This is a genomic window from Cupriavidus sp. SK-4, assembly GCF_000611125.1.
Lineage (GTDB): Bacteria > Pseudomonadota > Gammaproteobacteria > Burkholderiales > Burkholderiaceae > Cupriavidus > Cupriavidus necator.
On the sequence record NZ_JFJW01000145.1, the window covers coordinates 16,354 to 31,823 of the forward strand.

Here is a 15,470-nt window from a genome sequence, read left to right on the forward strand (position 1 = left end):
TCCCCGGTCGCAACCGGGAACTAGCGCTGCGGCAATCCGGCCGCTTGCCCGGCGAACTTGATCACTGCCGCGTAGTCCTCGCCGGCAAAGCCTTGCGCGGCGGCGCCTTGCAGCATCTGGCCCAGCAAGGCGGTCAGGCCCATCGGCACGCGCAGGTCTGCGCCAGCGTCCAGGATCAGGCCGACATCCTTGAGCATCTGGTCCACCGTGAAGGTCGGGGCGTAGTCATGCACCGATAACTGCGCGGACTTCGCCTTGACGATCGGCGATGCAACTGCACTGGCTGTGATCACTTCCCACATGGTCTTCCAGTCAAGGCCACCCTTCTGGCCAAGCGTCAGCGCCTCGGCGAGCATCCCGGAGGTCAGCGCAATCAGCAGGTTGATGACCAGCTTCATCAGACGGGCTTGCTCTGCATCGCCGAGATAGAACTGGGTCGGTCCGAATAGCGCGAGCAAGGGCTTGACGCGTTCGTACGGGGCAGCGGGGCCGGACACCATTGCTGTCAGGTTTGCCGCTTCCGCCATATGGTTGTTGCCCGACACTGTCACACGGAGGTACGCAATATCACGGGCAGCCAGCAACGAAGCCGCGGCTGCAGAAGCCGCCGGAGAGATCGTGCTGGTGTCTACGTAGATGGATCCAGGCGTTGCGTGGGCCGCGACCTCGGCGGATACGGCGGCAAACGCTGCGTCGTGTGGCATGGAGCTGAATATCACCTCTGCCGGTGCGACGGCATCGGCAAGCGATGCTGCAATCGCGAGGCCGGCCTCGCGTGCCTGTGCAATCTGCGCTGGGGCGATATCGAACGCCACGACATCATGCCCACCATGCGCCATGTGCCGTGCCATCGGCAACCCCATCTTGCCTGTACCCAGAAATGCAATCTTCATGCTCTCACTCCATTCTTGCCTGTCGTTCGCTTTGTCATGCCGGGCGGCTACCTTCGTACGCCGCCTGCAACAATGCCCGAATCGGCTCGCGCTCGATCGGACGGGGATTCCAGTAGGGATTGGCCAGCGCCTGCTCGACTGCGACGTCGATGTCTTGTTCGCGCATGCCGATGTCGCGTAGCGCGACCGGCACGCCATGTTGCATTGCCAGGTCGTACAGCGCCGCCGCGGCAGAGATCTCATGGTTGCCGAGTGCGCGCTGGATGCGGAACATCGCTACCTGGGCGGCCGCGGCGTTGTAGGCCAGCGCATGGGGCAGGACGATGGTGTGCGTTTCCGCGTGCGGTAAATTGAAACTGCCGCCTAGCGTGTGGCATAGCTTGTGGTGCAGCGCCATGCCCACGCTGCCAAGCACGGTGCCACACAGCCATGCGCCATAGAGGCATTGCGCTCTGCCATCAATATTTTCCGGGGCCGTCACAACGGCGGGAATGCCGGCGGCCAGTGCGCGAATACCCTCTTCGGCCATCAGTGCCATCACCGGATTGGCGTCGCGCGCATAGAGTCCTTCGGCCGCATGCGCAATGGCATTGAGTCCGCTCGTCACGGTGAGCTGGGCGGGCAGCCCGACGGTCAGCTCCGGATCGTAGAGCGTGACACGTGGCAGCACGCGCGGATCCCGGCCAGTCTTCTTCTGCCCGCCTGCGGTCAGACCATAGATCGGTGTCATTTCGGATCCGGCGTAGCTGGTCGGGATCGCGATATACGGCAATCCCGTCTCCAGCGCGATCGCCTTGGCCAGGCCAATCGTGGAGCCCCCGCCGATCGCCACTGCGCAGTCGGCATCGAGCGCGCGTACCCGCGCGACCGCTTCCTGCGCGACTTCCACGGGAACGTGCATGACGGCGCCGGCGAGGATCCCGGCGCAACGCGATCCAAGCAGGTCTGCGACACGCTGCGCCTCGGATCGCTGATTCGGGGTGCTGAGCACAAGGGCGCGACGCAGACCCTGGCGCTCGGCTTCCGCCGCGACCTGCTGCAGTGCGCCAGCACCAAACACTACGCGAGCCGCGTTCGCCTCATAGACGAATGACTGGACCGGTTCCATATGTCTCCTGTTAATGCGGATGGCACGCGGAAAATGCGTTATCGGGACCTTACACGTCCGCCTGATACGTCGAAACAGCGCGCGAGAAAAACAGATTTTTGGAAAGTGGAAGACTACTTGCGCAGGGCATCGGGCACGACTGAATGTCGCGTTCACTCCAACTGGATACCCAAGGGTGGCAGTTGAGTCTTGAACCTCAATACTTCGGACTCCAACTGCTTCGCGAACTGATCCGGCTTCATCAGCACTACGTTCGCTGCGTTGAGTTTCAGACTTGCCTGAAACTCGGGCGTCTTGACTGCCTGCTGCAACGCAGCATAGAGCTTCTTTACACTTTCCGGCGACATAGCGGCAGGCCCCAACAATCCGGACCACGCGGGCACATCGGCATCCTTGATCCCCAATTCTTCGAAGGTCGGCACCTCCGGCAAGGTCGGCGAGCGCTTCGCAGCCGATATAGCCAGGGCACGAACTTTTCCGTCCTTGAGAAGGGGCATTGCGGTCGACTCTCCGATAAAGATCGAGTCCACCTGCCCTCCCAGGAAATCACTTACGGGTGATCGGTAAGGGACATGCAGCATCTGGACTCCTGCACCTTTCGCGAACAGCGCACCTACCACGTGCGTGGTGTTCCCGATACCGAAGGAGCCATACGAAACTGAGCCGGGCTTTGCCTTCGCTGCTGCCACAAGGTCGCGCGCAGTCCGGAATGGCGAGTCAGCACGGACTAGCAGGACAAAGCCGGTGCTCTGCGTAATCATGCTGATGGGTGTGAAGCTCTTGATACTGTCGTACTGAAGCTTGGGGTGCAGCGCAGCGTTGGTACCGTGCCCTGCGGTCGTGTACAGCAGGGTCAGTCCATCGGGCTTGGAACGAGCCACCTCCGCGGTACCGACTATCCCGCCGCCGCCCGGCCGGTTATCAACGATGAAACTCTGCCCGGTCGCCTTGCGCAGCGCCTCGGCAAGCACCCGTGCGGACGTATCGAAACTGTTTCCAACGCCAATAGGCACTACGATTCGAACGACCTGCCCCTGCGCCAGCGCCGCATGGGTTGCGAACAGGCAGAAGCACGTCGCCAGGAAGATGAGCTTGCGTAACATCGATGTCTCCTTTCAGTCAGGCCGAATCTTATACTGTACGATTGACCAACTTAAAGAAGGGTTTTTACTATGTACGCTTCGGTCTCCGGATCGCGTCGAAATACTTCTTGCGAACAGGTCGCATATTTGCAGTGGTATCATTTGCCTGGAGATGCCATGAAAATTGGTCATTTGTACCGATATTGTTGCAGAACCGCTCTCGCGCAGGCACGGCGCAAGGGCGGTTCGGCTTACTTACTCCGAATCAAGCCTGGAGGATTGCTGCAACCCGATCCGTCATATGGCCTAGCGGTGTATTCAGGCTGTCCAGATGGCAATGTTGCTCACCGCCCTCCGCGGCCGTGTAGAGGTGAAGTTCCCTGGACGTTGCATTCACCGCATCGCCGACGACTCGATGAGCCTGCGAGACCGGCACCTGCATGTCAGCCTTTCCGTGGAAGACAACCAGGTCGCATCGAAGCTCGCCAATGACGTCCCGCAGCGTAAATTTCGGACGCTTGGCCTCCCATTCCTCCGCACTTGAGACCCCCATGAACCACAGCATGGTGCGGGGATCCAGGCCGTTCATTCCAGAAGGCGCATCCTCTTCGGCACCCACGGGCTTTTGAGGCTCAGGGATTCCGTAAAGTGCACCCCATGCGAGACACATGCGAAAGCGAGGATCAGTGGACGCGGCGCGAACGGTACGATAACCGCCGAAGCTGCATCCCACTGCGGCGACGCGATGCGGATCAACATCGCCCCGCGACAAGACGTAGTCAAGTGCGGGCTTTGCATAACGTTCAGTTTCGGGCTCGATGTGAAGGCCTTTGTGAAAACGCGCCGTACCCGAGCCTGGACAGTCAAACACCAGAACGGAGATGCCTCGGCGATTCAGTTCGCGAATGAGGCCGATCTGCCAGAACCACTCCATGGAAGAGTGCAGCCCATTGAAGCAGACTGCAGTTGGCCGCCGGCCCTCCCCGGCAGCCGGCCAGAACATGCCGTCGAGTTCTGTACCTGCGTAGGGAATTTTGACTTCTTCATATTTCTCCCCCAGCAGATCGATGGCTGTCAGGCACAGGTTTCGACCGCGATCAAACGTCTCCCGCTTGTCGGGCCCAAGGAGCATCGACCATTCGGCGTACCCGACAAGAATCGATGCTCGTTTGAATATCTCACCCGCGGTCAGCGTCTGCCCCGCTGCACGAAACGATTCGGCGACCGCTGCCAGACGTTCACCTTCATCAATCCAGCCTTTGCACCAGATCGGCGTCGCAGCGAACATGGCTTCTGCAAGTTTCAAGGGCACCGTCGCCGGATTGCCATCGAACTTAAGAGGTGCCAAGGCTTTCGCTCGCTCAAAGGCTTCCCGATTCTCCTCGACATATGCGAGGTAGGGCTTCATTGCACGCTCGATGTCGCCCATGGTGGCGCCTGCGCTGGCTGCCATATGCGCAGCAAAGTTCATCCAGTAGGTTGCAGTGGAAAAGGGGATCAGTTCCAGCATTTATGTCTCCGTTGGTGTTCATGAAGGCGCCAGACGCCCTGACGCTGCCGCCTGGCCTGTGAGCCCCTCGCTGCAAGGGAAGCGCCCACGAAGAAGTCCAAGGGAATGTCACTGGCTGCGACCGTGGTCGTGCGCCAGCAACACCCTTTATAGCAACTATAGTTGCTATAAAGGGTGTTATCAACTCGGGGAGGCCCGATAAGGGCAGGGAACGTGCGGGCCGCCACCAAAGGGGCGGTCATGCCTGCACTTCTGGCGCGGCCGGAGAGACCGAAGTTGCGGAGAGCGTGCAGATGGGCGCGACGAGGCTGCCTGAGCTTGCGGCTCTAGCTGCGCGAGCTGGTACTGAGAAATCGGCCGAGGCGAACCACCGACGGTTGCATGTGCCGAGGCAGCGTCAGCGCAACACGTGGGAACATTGTCTTGGCGTTCTAACGGAGCGGACGAGAGGCACTGACAGCAAGCTCAACGAGCGCGTCGATGTAACCATCACTGATTGCCTCATTAGCGACCAGGCTTCGAAAAAAAAGCGGAGAGCAAGCCAACTCAAGAAACACGCGAGGATTCGTTTCGGGCCGCAGCTCCCCGCGGGCCACTGCGCGCTCAACCAGCTTGCCGCTCACGTGAAACCGCTCGGCCCAGAATCGGCTACGCGTTGACTGTATCGTGGGGTCATCGTGGCCTGATCCGATAAAGGCCAGAAGCAAACCACGCGCAAAAGGCGTGGCAAGTTGGTTGGCAACGCCATGCAACAGCAGCCGGAGATCCTCCCTGACACTGCCCGTATCGGGCAATGGCACGCTTGCCTTCGTCTGCTCAAGCAATACGTCCAAAACCAACTCGGCCTTGTTCGGCCATCGTCGATAGATGGAGGTCTTGTTAACTTGCGCTCTATCGGCGATGCTGGGAATCTCCATCCTGTCGTAGCCGATTTCCTCAAGCAACGCCAACGTCGCCTGATGGATCGCCGCCACGACCAATGCTGCGCGACCACCCGGCCGGCTTCCCTTCTTTAGCTCTGTCCCTGCTTCGTCGTTGTTTCGGCGCATGTACCTGTCCCTTCTCAGTCGCGAGTGAAGATTATATGAGCCGATTCGCAGCCCCAACTGGACCACCTACGCGGCCGCTACGGTGCCCCCCCCGCTTTCGGCCTGGTTCTTGATCGCCGCAAGCCATCGTCCAACGACACGCTTTTTTCCTCGCCTATAGCAACTATAGTTGCTATAGTAGGACAGATGAAGACGAAACTGCACGTCAATCCTTCGATTCGGACGATTATCAACGGTCGCGAAATCCCACGCCAGGCGGTCCTTGAGTGGGAGCAGCGCCGTGCACAGACCGTTCTAAGAAAGTTGGGAGTCAGCCCTGCCAACCAGGACCTGGCGACCCTTCGTCGCCAATTGTTAGATCGCAAGCTGGAACTCGGCGCGGAGGGCTTGATGAAGGCGCTGCGTCTTGAGCTAGGAATCTCCTCGCCGCTCGCTGACCTGACGGCTGCCATGTCTCGCGGCTCCCGCCGCTTCTCCGTGACAGAGCTGATCGTCTCCGGGGGTACAGCAGAACATTTCGTAGACTGGTTCCACGAGCGCACCCGGAACAACGACGAACTGGCAATGCTCTCAGCCGCGCCTGACCACTACATTATTCGCACGAATGTTGATGGCGTTCAGGAAGTGGTCGAAACCACCGGTGGCGCGCCATTTGCCACCTGCTTCTTCATCAACTACTCCGACCTATCGAGCCTGCGATCCCCTCCAGACCATGCGTACCCCCTCCAGATTGCCGGAGTGGCCCGAAGCGCCAAAGGCATTGCTTTAGGAGGCGTTCGCCATCAGTTTCGCAATGAAGGCGCAGGCTTCAGAGCCAAACTTCTGGTCGAATTTCCCCTGCTGATCCTGCCGCAAGTCGTTTCGGGCCATCAATGGCACCTGGCAAGTGAATTTGGCAATTGGATCGATGCAGCCTTCGCATAAGGCAAAGTATTGAACCCCCTGCCCTGTCGCCATGACCGCGAAGATCCCGAGGATGCTGCTCCAGCGTGATTGCGGCGCCCAGCGCGCGCCGAAAACGGCTATAAGGTCGTGTAATTCTTCGAACCCGGCCGCTGGCTACGTGCACGCGCTTCCATTTTTCTGATTCACCCGGATCTGGGGGGATTCAGAATGGCTATGTGGTCATCGTGTGAACAAACGGCCTTCAGGACACGCTTACGTGTCGGTGGGATCGAGGCGCTCTTCCTTCAACAGAATCCGCGCCTCCTGTGAGAGGGACGGCAGCTCTTCGAGATCCTCAAAGACTGATGATTGAGAATCATCTGAGGAGATGCGCCCATCTCAGGAGTCAAGTGTGTTTCCCAGCCGATCGGCAACAACCCTGATCTTGCGCGATTGCGCATGGAGGCTTTAAGCCTTTTTCTCGGCGTACCCGAAATTCCGGGAAGAGTATCCAGCATAGAAATCTGCGAACGTCTGGTCCGCGTATTTCTTCGGATAGTCTTCACTGCAGCAGGTCGGCACGCATGAGATAACAGCGTCCAGATTCGGGTAAAGGAAGAAGATGGCCGAATAGCGCTCTTCCTTGGTCGACGCAAGCACACGATGCGGCGTGGCGATAAACTGGTCGTTGGACCAAGTGCGCAGGGTATCGCCCGTGTTCACCAGAATGCCGCCCTCGACGATTGGCTGGTCTATCCACGTACCGGTCGCAGTCAGAATCTGCAGACCAGGAGCCGTGGCCGGCGGAATCATGGTGAGGAAACTCAGATCCGTGTGTCCGGGCAAACCAAACTGGTTGTCCTCCGGCTTGACCACGGGATAGTAAGCGCTTCGCATCACGGAGTCGGTTTTCCGGAATGCCCCGTCAAAGAAATCGGGAGACTGGCCCAACGCAACCGCGACCGGCGCCAGGAGGCACTTGGCAAGTTCGTTGAACTCTGCGTGGTAACGCAGGAACGCTCGCTTGTCTTCTTCGGGCAGAGCTTCCGGCCATTGGTTATGCCCGCGAAAACGCTTGCTGCCCCGGAAATCGGGATCCGTCGGATCGAGCTCCGGGCCGAATTTGAATGCCTCCGTGGCTTGTGGTTTAACCACCTTGTCGAAGCTGTCGCCATGGATGGCGACATTCGGAGCTTGCCAGCCCGACTGGTGCTCGTTCATGCGCACCTTGACTTTTTCGGACGCAGGCAGCGTGAAAAACCTTTCCATCGCCTTGAACACCCGGTCCACCGTTGCCTGAGATGCGCCGTGATTGACGATATAAAAGAAGCCGATCTCGGTACAGGCCTTGCGGATTTGCTGAGCTACATCCTCGAGAGCGCCAGGAGCACCCGCGAGGTACGGACCCACCTCGATAACGGGAATCTCCTCGGCGATGGCCTGCGACTCCTGGCCTCCGACATTGACAGAAGTCACTTCTTGCCTACGTAGAACATTGCTCATGGACGTCCCTTCATGTAAAGTAAACGAATATATGATCTCTTAACGTTGAAATATTTATCACTAGGACAAACACCCTTGCGGCAAGCATCAGGTCGTGCTAGCAGAAGGCGTCAACGTTTGGTATCCGTGGCGTGGCAGGGATCTGGCCTGGGCACCAATGCAAATGCACGACAACATCAGAAAGTAGCCTGCGAACAACTATGAATAAAGACTGCATCGACGTCATCGTCGACCAATGGAGCAAAGAGCTCCCAGAACTTCAGGTGTGGCCTACCGGGTTGGCCGGCCGCCTCGTCAAAATCGGCGCGCAAGTGCGCAAGACCACCGACGAGCTGCTTGCACCGCTGGAGCTGACGTGGGAAACCTTCGAGATCATTGCCGCGCTCCGGCGCAACGGAGCGCCCTACTGTCTGAACGCGACGGCGCTGCAGGGCATGGTGCTGGTTACATCGGGAGCCATCACAAACCGGATTGATCGCGCGGAAACGGCTGGCCTCATTACGCGCTCGCGCAGCGACAAGGATCGACGGGCTGTGCTGGTCACGTTGACCTCAAAAGGCGTCGAAGTTGCCGAGACGGCCATGAGCCGCTACTACGCACACTACGCCCGTTTCTTCGACTACATGGATGTACCCACGCGCACACAGTTTGCGGATACTCTGCGCTCGATTCTGCAGAAGCTTGAAGAAGGCGAGTGACGCTGAGCGCGAGCCACATCACTCGACTCAAATGGACGACAGCATCGGAAACGCTCGCATCACCCCATCCGCCAGAAGCCTGGCCCTGCAGCGCCGCCAGGCATGCGATGACCGGGAAATCACTCGGCCACCTCCGCCCACGCGGGCCGCCTTTCATCCACCTTCGACTGGCTGAAATCCGTCAGAATGCAGCCGCCCACTGACAGCCGGAGGATGACCGCGATGGGTCGGCTAGAGACCTTCTCTTCGCGGATGAACGGCGGTTCATGAACGTTCGGCGGAAAGAGCCCGCCGAAGACCAAATGCGACAAGATCAAGCCCCGGCCAAGCGCCGGGCACACACGGCAGCGGCTCTTAGCCGGCTGGACCTGGAGCGGGCCATCGCGGCTTCAACCGCCCCCCTGAGCCGGACTCTGCCACTTCCGGCTAGCGCCACCGTCCGACGGGGCCACCCATCAAAACGATAACTACTACGCACAAAACGCGCGACCGTGCCGGGCTGGCGCTGCGACTCTTCAAAAAACGGCTGGACAGTTGGTGTTCGCGCTCTCCTGATATATTACATATCTGATGGGATTGCCGTGACGATCGACGTAGGCCACCAGTGTGCGATTCAGGGAACGCGTCGCCGGTTGAAACCGAGTACAGCCGAACATGACAACTACGATTATTTATACCCACACCGCGTGTCTCGAACACCGCCCCGGGCCGCACCATCCGGAGTCGCCCGAACGCCTGAGAGCCGTCGTGCAGGCGTTGCGAACGCCGGAGTTCGCTTCGCTGGAATGGCGCGATGCGCCAATGGGCACCGTCGAGCAGTTGCAATTGATCCACGATTCGCACTACATCGATGAGATCGCGCAAAGCGCCCCCACCCAGGGATACGTGCCGCTGGACGCGGGCGATACGGTCATGTCTTCGGGCTCGTGGGAAGCCGTCTTGCGCTGCGTCGGCGCTGCTTGCGCGGGTGTCGATGCGGTGATGGACGGCCAGGCGCGTAACGTGTTCTGCGCGACGCGGCCGTGCGGCCATCACGCTGAACCGGCGAAGGCGATGGGCTTTTGCATTTTCAACCAGGCGGCGATCGCGGCAGCCTACGCCTATGAGGTCCACAAACTCGAGCGCGTCGCTGTGGTCGATTTCGATGTGCATCACGGCAATGGAACGCAGGCAGCATTCTTCGACCGCCCGGAGCTGTTCTATGCATCCAGCCACCAGTCGCCTTTCTATCCCGGTACTGGAGCCCGGTCCGAGACAGGGGTGAACCACAATATTGTCAACGTTCCATTGCCTCGCGGCTGTGAGCCGGCGAAGTTCCGTGCCGCGATTTCCGCCCTCGTGCTTCCCGCGCTAAGGGCTTTCGCCCCCGAAATCCTCATTCTCTCCGCCGGATTCGACGCGCACCGCCTGGATCCTCTCGCTGGCATGAACCTGGAGGACAGCGACTTCCATTGGATCACCAAGGAACTGATGCAGATTGCCGACGAGACGTGCGACGGCCGCATCGTATCGATCCTGGAAGGAGGCTATAGCCTTGACGCATTGGCCACGAGTACGATGGCTCATGTCAGCGCTCTGATGCAGCTCGATGCCGAGTGAACAGACAGCGGTGCGACCGCGTACAGCGCTGATAGTACTTCGTCGCGCATGACGCTTGCCCCGGAACTCTTCATGACACTGTTCAGCGTTGCACGCACGGTCCGACCGGTGTCTCGGCCACCGATCTATATGCGAGCGGATGGCCGGAACGGCAGAGTTTCCGTCGCTAACGGCGGGTCGGACATCGCGAGAATGCACTCCGAGATCTAGAGCAGTCGCAACGGTAAGAATTGTCGTCCAATCTTGACGTTGAGACGGTCGCCCGAAGTAAAGTCGGGGACGGTCTCATTCTGGCTGATTGGAGACCGGTTCAGGCACCGTCTATACGTTGGCGCAAGGCAAGTTCACTCGCTATGTCGCACCACATCAAAGTCCTCATGCCGGAATGGTGCAAACATTTCGCCATCGAAGAACACGGCATAAACACCGGACCGCTTGCCGTAGGCGACGATTTGCACTATCTGGCCGACGAGAAATTCGGTACGCGGTGTACGTGCGTTTAGCACCTTGACGAACGTACCGTGGGCAAATGGAGTATCCATAGCGCATCTCCCAAGAGCCGGCAGGCGTGCTCTTGCCCACGGCTTTCAGCGGACCGGCTCCACCTCGCCGTAGCTCAGGCGTGCTGCAACCCTTCCCCCCCCGGCACGCTGTTCGCCTGTTTGGCCTTCATTGCAACGATGCCCCAAAGTCACAGGCCCTGCCGCGACTCGAACCGGCGATGCCAGATGTCGTCCCACGCTTGCTCATGTACTGCCAGATGCTGTGATCGAAGTGGGCGCGGTCGATGCCAAGGATGTCGGCTGCGCCATTGATCACGGCTTGGTCATCAGCATAACCACTCGGGATCAGCCCGGCCAACCAGAGAAAGTTGCGGAGATGTCGGTCAATTGCACTGGTGGATACTCCTACCAGGATTCGGAAGTAGTCCACTGTCTTCGGGCCAATGCCCTTGATGGACCGCAGCTTTTGCGGACTCGCACTGTCGGATAGCCAGTCGCGCAGGTGCACCTCAGTATCTATGCCTTCCGAGGCGAACAGGCCAAGAATGTGACAAAAGCGTTCGGCGCGATCTTGGCCTCGCCAATGAAGGAAGTCCGTGGCGCTGATTGTCCCCAACAGGGCAAGAACAGCACGGGTCGTCCGCGCCGTTGGATAAACCGCCAGAATTCGGTTCACACGCGGCTTCACATGCGTTGCATATCGCAAATTGGCTTGGAGAACCGCATCGGCAACGGTCGCACCGATATGGTTGTAGTTGCCATCAACGGTCTTATAGACAACGAAGTCGGGAAGGGCCCGGACATACTGAGCAAGCCTTTCGGGATCGGACAAGGTCATGGCTGCCTCACTCGGATTGATCGCGGATTCCAAGCTGACGTCTTCTGATTTACGCGCCTGTCGATCTGTGATCAATCCATCATTTGGCCATCATCCCTATTTTTTCCATTGAGAAACCTGGAGTCCCCCAACTGCGTGGCACGAGAGCACTATTTGGCCGCTCTCGGCCAGAAGCGGCCGTTCGACATGCGCGTGCTCCGTCAGGCCTCATACCCATCTGCGTACCCTCCCTTTGTAAGCCTCGTACTCTGCCCCAAATAGAGACGCCAACACACGTTCTTCCGGAATGATTTGGAACCGAGTGATGTAAAGGACGTACACGACCACCCATAGGACGGCGAGTGGATTCACCAGAAACACTGCCCACGCCAACAGGGTAAGCAAGAGCCCGACATACATGGGGTTGCGCGTATAGCGGTACACGCCTTGGATGACCAACGAGGACGCCAAGCTTGCCTTAACCGGGTTCACGGTGGTCTTGGCGCGCCGAAACGCAACCATTCCGGCGATGCTGATGCCTTGGCCGACGCACACCAAAACGACAGCGCAGAGCACGCGGGCCGGATAGGGAATCTGCACAAGGCCCACGACGGCTGGCGTCAGCCACATAAGAAGCGCCAAGACAAGCGCCACGATGGGGGGAGGAACCTTCAGTTCAAGCACGCTCATAACACTCCATGATGAGGCCTAGTGCCCGGCATGACCCGCCACGCACACACATGATTAGCGGCAGGTCTTGCGGATCACGCCCTCGGGAATCTATGCCCTCAAACCAGCATCGACTGCTGGGCGAAGATACCCGCCATCGCGCCCTGCGATGATGCAAGCGTGACCGAGGGCAAGAAGGGCGTGGCGAGATCGCCGGCGGCGTAGATGCCGGGCATGCTGGTTTGGCGGCGCTCGTCGACCTTGAGGGCGATGCCGACGGGCGTATCCACCGTGGCGAGGCCCAGTGATTCATGCAGGCTTGCGGACGGCTTGTTGCGCGGATGGGCGAACAGGATGTCGACCGCGATATTGCGGCGGGTATCGAGATTGACGGTGGTGATATGGCCCTTGTGATGGGCGATCTCGATGATCCGGCCATCGACAACAGGTATGGTGCGGCGCGTAAGATCGACCTGGATATCGGGCGGAATGTCGTGACCATCGGCGAAGACAGTCAACTTGTCGGTCCAATCGTGGAACAGCCTGACAGACTGGTGCGACTGCGGGCCGGACCAGACGAGGCCCCAATGCTGGCCGGCGACTTCAAAGCCGTCGCAATAGGGGCAGGGCACGATGGACGTGCCCCAGCTTTCGGCAAAGCCGGGAACATCAGGCATCTGGTCGGCGACGCCATAGCTCAGGATCAGGCGGCGCGCCTCAAGGCTTTCGCCATCGCCAGTAAGGACGGAGAAACGGTCGATGGCGCCGGAGACGCTGTCGGCCCGGGCACTGACCAGCCTGATCGTGGGATAACGCGCCAGTTGCTGACGCGCCTCGGCTAGGATGTCCAGCGGTGGCTTGTGATCGTGGCCGAGCAGGCCATGCGAGTGGCCGGCGAAGCGATTGCGCGGCAAGCCGGTATCGAAAACGGTGACCTTGCGGCGGGCACGGCCGAGCTGCAGGGCGGCGGCGAGGCCGGCAAAGCTGCCGCCGATGATGATGACGTCATTCATGGTGATGAGCTCCGTGTTGTGGATGGGGGCGGGCTGGGCCTGGCGCGCAATATCGTCCAGCGTTACGCGCTCGAGACGGGCAGCGGGGCCGGCCTGCGGCTGCTACAAGAAGAGGAAGTCATAGGCGGATGAATTATTGGACTACAAGTATAGTAATGTGAGACGGGAATAGCAAACTGTCAAGTCCAATTAATCTTCCACAGTCCGCCCTGCTTGATGGCCCGCTGCTGCCGCTGCTCGCCCTGCCCACCGTTGGGGGTGATGTTCCTCGTAACCCTGCTCAGCGCGGCGGAGACCTATTTCGTGATTTTGCTCGGCATGGACACGCGATCGCCGCGGCGTCGCGGGTGGTGCCCGCCACGCCTGCTGCGAGGTCCAGTCGGTCGTATCTGTTGCGTCATGGGGGTTCCTCGGGCCGCCGTCAGTTACTGGACCACAAGTCCAATAATGCGCGCGAGCTATAATGAACTGTCGAATCCACTAAATCTGCCCATGGCCCGCCCCCCAGTTCCCGCTCCCAAGCCCCAACGCGGGAGGCCACGCGATCCCGAGCGCCTGCGGCGCATTCTGGAAGCGGCGCAAAGGCACTTCAATGAGCATGGCCTGGAGCGTGCCAGCGTGGATGCCATCGCCGCGGACGCCGGTGTGGCAAAGATGACCGTGTACAGCAACTTCGGCTCCAAGGAGAGGCTGTTCCAGGCGGTCGTGCGCGACAGGACGGCGACAGTGGTGGCTGGCGTCCCGGGCGCCGGGGCGCTGGACCCGGACCAGCCGGAGAAGGCGCTGCTGGCGATCGGCGCCCGGTTTCTCGCACTGGCGCGCGGGGACGACGCCCTGGGCGCGTTGCGCTCTGTCTACGGCGTCGCGGGGGCGCAGCCGGAAGCCTGCCGTGCGTTCTACAAGGACGGCCCGGAGCGTGTGAACGGCGAGCTGGCTGCATACCTGCGCCGTGCCGACTCGGCGGGCACGCTGAAGGTGCGGAACCCGCTTCAGGCGGCGGACCTGTTCCTGTCGATGTTCCTGGGCTCCGGGCACATCCGCGGACTGCTGAAGCTCGAGATGCCGGATACCCGGGAAAACAGGGCTCTTCTGCGCGAGGCCGTTCGGGTCTTCATGGCGGCATACGGTGCGTAGGCTCCACAAAGCGGCCTGAGGTCGTGAGCATGCGGCGCGAAGCGAAGATCTCTGCCTGTGCGCGGCTGCCTCGGGATGGCGAGCGGCCTGCTGGTGCTCGCGGTGGCCAGGCTTTCGGCGCAGCGGGCGTCACGTCCGTCTGCGTGAAGACGCGACCGCGCGGGCTCCGAGCGGCTCCACCGCACGCGTGTACTGCGCCGAATGATCCGGCGGCACCCACGCGCCGCTGGCGACCAGATCGCGCTTTACTTCCAGCTTTTCGACGATCGCTTCCACCACCATTTCGCAGGCGGCCAGGTCTTCCAGCGCGTTGCATGCCTTGACGCGTGCCAGCGCCGCTTCGCTGTCGGCGGCGCTGATCTTGCCCTTGTCGGCCAGCTTAGCGAAGGTATCCTGCAGCTACTGGCGCGCGGCAGCCACATCTTGCGCGTTGATGTCGTACAGATCGACGGTCAGGCCTGCCTGCGCGGCATCTGGGCGATGCCCCGGCCAATGGCGCCGGTACCGACTGTACCGACAACGTTGATTTTCTTTCGCTTAGACAATTTGAGTTTCCCCTGGCCTGGCTCTCGGCCAGGGTCTTTGGTCAACTTGCCTCTGAAGACCGAACCTCAGACAGGTCTGCGACGAGACTACACGCAAAGCACCGCGCTACATCAGTTGATTTCCAGAGTATGGAACAAAGGGCGATTGGCCGGTTTGAAGGCGGTAGCAGACCCACGCGAAGAACCCTTGAATGACTCAGAAGGGTCAAAGAGACAGTGAGCGACCGGTGCGGGGCAGTCCAACGAATTCGCGCTTCAATTCAGGTCAGTCTCGCTATTTCCGGTTCTCATCCGAACGAGCGCGGACCGAATTGGACGCTAAGTCGTTGATTTTTCGGAGAACGCAGTCTCGAGAATTCCGATTCCTCACAGTTTTTGCAGGGAAACGGAATTAGTGAGACTAGGGCGCTTTTCGTGAGACTGGAAAAGCGGAAATCGTGAGATTGCCTGGACTCGGGCGCG

15 protein-coding genes and 1 pseudogene are annotated in these 15,470 nt (G+C 60.1%); 4 read left to right on the top strand and 12 right to left on the bottom strand.

Annotated elements, in window-relative coordinates; translation table 11 throughout:
• Window positions 1-20: 20 nt before the first annotated feature.
• From CF68_RS28765 to CF68_RS28785, 5 genes are all read right to left on the bottom strand, one after another.
• A complete protein-coding gene (locus tag CF68_RS28765; RefSeq protein WP_035825671.1) occupies window positions 21-893 on the bottom strand; it encodes an NAD(P)-dependent oxidoreductase in 873 nt (290 codons plus the stop codon).
• Between the two features lie 34 nt (window positions 894-927).
• Window positions 928-2,001 (bottom strand): maleylacetate reductase, encoded by a 1,074-nt coding sequence (locus tag CF68_RS28770; protein ID WP_035825673.1) that lies wholly within the window; start codon window positions 1,999-2,001, stop codon window positions 928-930.
• A 152-nt stretch (window positions 2,002-2,153) separates the two neighbouring features.
• Window positions 2,154-3,104, bottom strand: coding sequence for a tripartite tricarboxylate transporter substrate binding protein (locus CF68_RS28775; protein WP_051591734.1), 951 nt, complete (start codon window positions 3,102-3,104; stop codon window positions 2,154-2,156).
• A 244-nt stretch (window positions 3,105-3,348) separates the two neighbouring features.
• A complete protein-coding gene (locus CF68_RS28780) occupies window positions 3,349-4,593 on the bottom strand; it encodes a S9 family peptidase (RefSeq protein WP_035825676.1) in 1,245 nt (414 codons plus the stop codon).
• Window positions 4,594-5,024: 431 nt separating this feature from the next.
• Window positions 5,025-5,642: a TetR/AcrR family transcriptional regulator gene (locus CF68_RS28785; RefSeq protein WP_035825679.1), complete on the bottom strand. Its 618-nt coding sequence runs from the start codon at window positions 5,640-5,642 to the stop codon at window positions 5,025-5,027.
• 186 nt (window positions 5,643-5,828) lie between these two features.
• Here CF68_RS28785 and CF68_RS28790 point away from each other — a divergent pair, with 186 nt between their 5' ends.
• Window positions 5,829-6,566, top strand: coding sequence for a hypothetical protein (locus tag CF68_RS28790; RefSeq protein WP_200872606.1), 738 nt, complete (start codon window positions 5,829-5,831; stop codon window positions 6,564-6,566).
• Between the two features lie 429 nt (window positions 6,567-6,995).
• Here CF68_RS28790 and CF68_RS28795 read toward each other — a convergent pair whose 3' ends face one another.
• Window positions 6,996-8,030 (bottom strand): isopenicillin N synthase family oxygenase, encoded by a 1,035-nt coding sequence (locus tag CF68_RS28795; protein WP_035825681.1) that lies wholly within the window; start codon window positions 8,028-8,030, stop codon window positions 6,996-6,998.
• A gap of 200 nt (window positions 8,031-8,230) precedes the next feature.
• On the opposite strand from CF68_RS28795, the gene CF68_RS28800 reads away from it, so the two are divergent.
• The gene (locus CF68_RS28800) at window positions 8,231-8,728 is read left to right on the top strand and encodes a MarR family winged helix-turn-helix transcriptional regulator (protein WP_035825685.1); all 498 of its coding nucleotides are present in this window, start codon (window positions 8,231-8,233) and stop codon (window positions 8,726-8,728) included.
• Between the two features lie 119 nt (window positions 8,729-8,847).
• On the opposite strand, the gene CF68_RS28805 is transcribed toward CF68_RS28800, so the two are convergent.
• Window positions 8,848-9,039, bottom strand: coding sequence for a hypothetical protein (locus tag CF68_RS28805; protein WP_152548569.1), 192 nt, complete (start codon window positions 9,037-9,039; stop codon window positions 8,848-8,850).
• 343 nt (window positions 9,040-9,382) lie between these two features.
• Here CF68_RS28805 and CF68_RS28810 point away from each other — a divergent pair, with 343 nt between their 5' ends.
• On the top strand, window positions 9,383-10,327 hold the full coding sequence (locus CF68_RS28810; protein WP_035825689.1) for a histone deacetylase family protein: 945 nt from the start codon (window positions 9,383-9,385) through the stop codon (window positions 10,325-10,327).
• 344 nt (window positions 10,328-10,671) lie between these two features.
• Here CF68_RS28810 and CF68_RS28815 read toward each other — a convergent pair whose 3' ends face one another.
• From CF68_RS28815 to CF68_RS28830, 4 genes are all read right to left on the bottom strand, one after another.
• A complete protein-coding gene (locus CF68_RS28815) occupies window positions 10,672-10,869 on the bottom strand; it encodes a hypothetical protein (RefSeq protein ID WP_035825691.1) in 198 nt (65 codons plus the stop codon).
• Window positions 10,870-10,996: 127 nt separating this feature from the next.
• Complete coding sequence (locus CF68_RS28820) at window positions 10,997-11,701, bottom strand: hypothetical protein (protein WP_152548570.1); 705 nt, start codon at window positions 11,699-11,701, stop codon at window positions 10,997-10,999.
• A 174-nt stretch (window positions 11,702-11,875) separates the two neighbouring features.
• Window positions 11,876-12,337, bottom strand: a complete 462-nt coding sequence (locus CF68_RS28825; RefSeq protein ID WP_035825701.1) for an isoprenylcysteine carboxylmethyltransferase family protein — start codon at window positions 12,335-12,337, stop codon at window positions 11,876-11,878.
• 98 nt (window positions 12,338-12,435) lie between these two features.
• Window positions 12,436-13,329: an NAD(P)/FAD-dependent oxidoreductase gene (locus CF68_RS28830; RefSeq protein ID WP_035825703.1), complete on the bottom strand. Its 894-nt coding sequence runs from the start codon at window positions 13,327-13,329 to the stop codon at window positions 12,436-12,438.
• Between the two features lie 492 nt (window positions 13,330-13,821).
• Between CF68_RS28830 and CF68_RS28835 the strand changes: the two genes are divergently transcribed.
• Window positions 13,822-14,463, top strand: coding sequence for a TetR/AcrR family transcriptional regulator (locus CF68_RS28835; RefSeq protein ID WP_035825706.1), 642 nt, complete (start codon window positions 13,822-13,824; stop codon window positions 14,461-14,463).
• Between the two features lie 228 nt (window positions 14,464-14,691).
• On the opposite strand, the pseudogene CF68_RS36635 reads toward CF68_RS28835, so the two are convergent.
• Window positions 14,692-15,008 (bottom strand): annotated as a pseudogene (locus CF68_RS36635) (3-hydroxyacyl-CoA dehydrogenase NAD-binding domain-containing protein); the annotation flags it as partial.
• Window positions 15,009-15,470: the final 462 nt, after the last annotated feature.

Excerpts from the sequence above, each read along its gene's own strand:
- CF68_RS28765 (WP_035825671.1), bottom strand. The coding sequence starts at position 893 with ATGAAGATTGCATTTCTGGGTACAGGCAAGATGGGGTTGCCGATGGCA.
- CF68_RS28770 (WP_035825673.1), bottom strand. The coding sequence starts at position 2,001 with ATGGAACCGGTCCAGTCATTCGTCTATGAGGCGAACGCGGCTCGCGTA.
- CF68_RS28775 (WP_051591734.1), bottom strand. The coding sequence starts at position 3,104 with ATGTTACGCAAGCTCATCTTCCTGGCGACGTGCTTCTGCCTGTTCGCA.
- CF68_RS28780 (WP_035825676.1), bottom strand. The coding sequence starts at position 4,593 with ATGCTGGAACTGATCCCCTTTTCCACTGCAACCTACTGGATGAACTTT.
- CF68_RS28785 (WP_035825679.1), bottom strand. The coding sequence starts at position 5,642 with ATGCGCCGAAACAACGACGAAGCAGGGACAGAGCTAAAGAAGGGAAGC.
- CF68_RS28790 (WP_200872606.1), top strand. The coding sequence starts at position 5,829 with ATGAAGACGAAACTGCACGTCAATCCTTCGATTCGGACGATTATCAAC.
- CF68_RS28795 (WP_035825681.1), bottom strand. The coding sequence starts at position 8,030 with ATGAGCAATGTTCTACGTAGGCAAGAAGTGACTTCTGTCAATGTCGGA.
- CF68_RS28800 (WP_035825685.1), top strand. The coding sequence starts at position 8,231 with ATGAATAAAGACTGCATCGACGTCATCGTCGACCAATGGAGCAAAGAG.
- CF68_RS28810 (WP_035825689.1), top strand. The coding sequence starts at position 9,383 with ATGACAACTACGATTATTTATACCCACACCGCGTGTCTCGAACACCGC.
- CF68_RS28815 (WP_035825691.1), bottom strand. The coding sequence starts at position 10,869 with ATGGATACTCCATTTGCCCACGGTACGTTCGTCAAGGTGCTAAACGCA.
- CF68_RS28825 (WP_035825701.1), bottom strand. The coding sequence starts at position 12,337 with ATGAGCGTGCTTGAACTGAAGGTTCCTCCCCCCATCGTGGCGCTTGTC.
- CF68_RS28830 (WP_035825703.1), bottom strand. The coding sequence starts at position 13,329 with ATGAATGACGTCATCATCATCGGCGGCAGCTTTGCCGGCCTCGCCGCC.
- CF68_RS28835 (WP_035825706.1), top strand. The coding sequence starts at position 13,822 with ATGGCCCGCCCCCCAGTTCCCGCTCCCAAGCCCCAACGCGGGAGGCCA.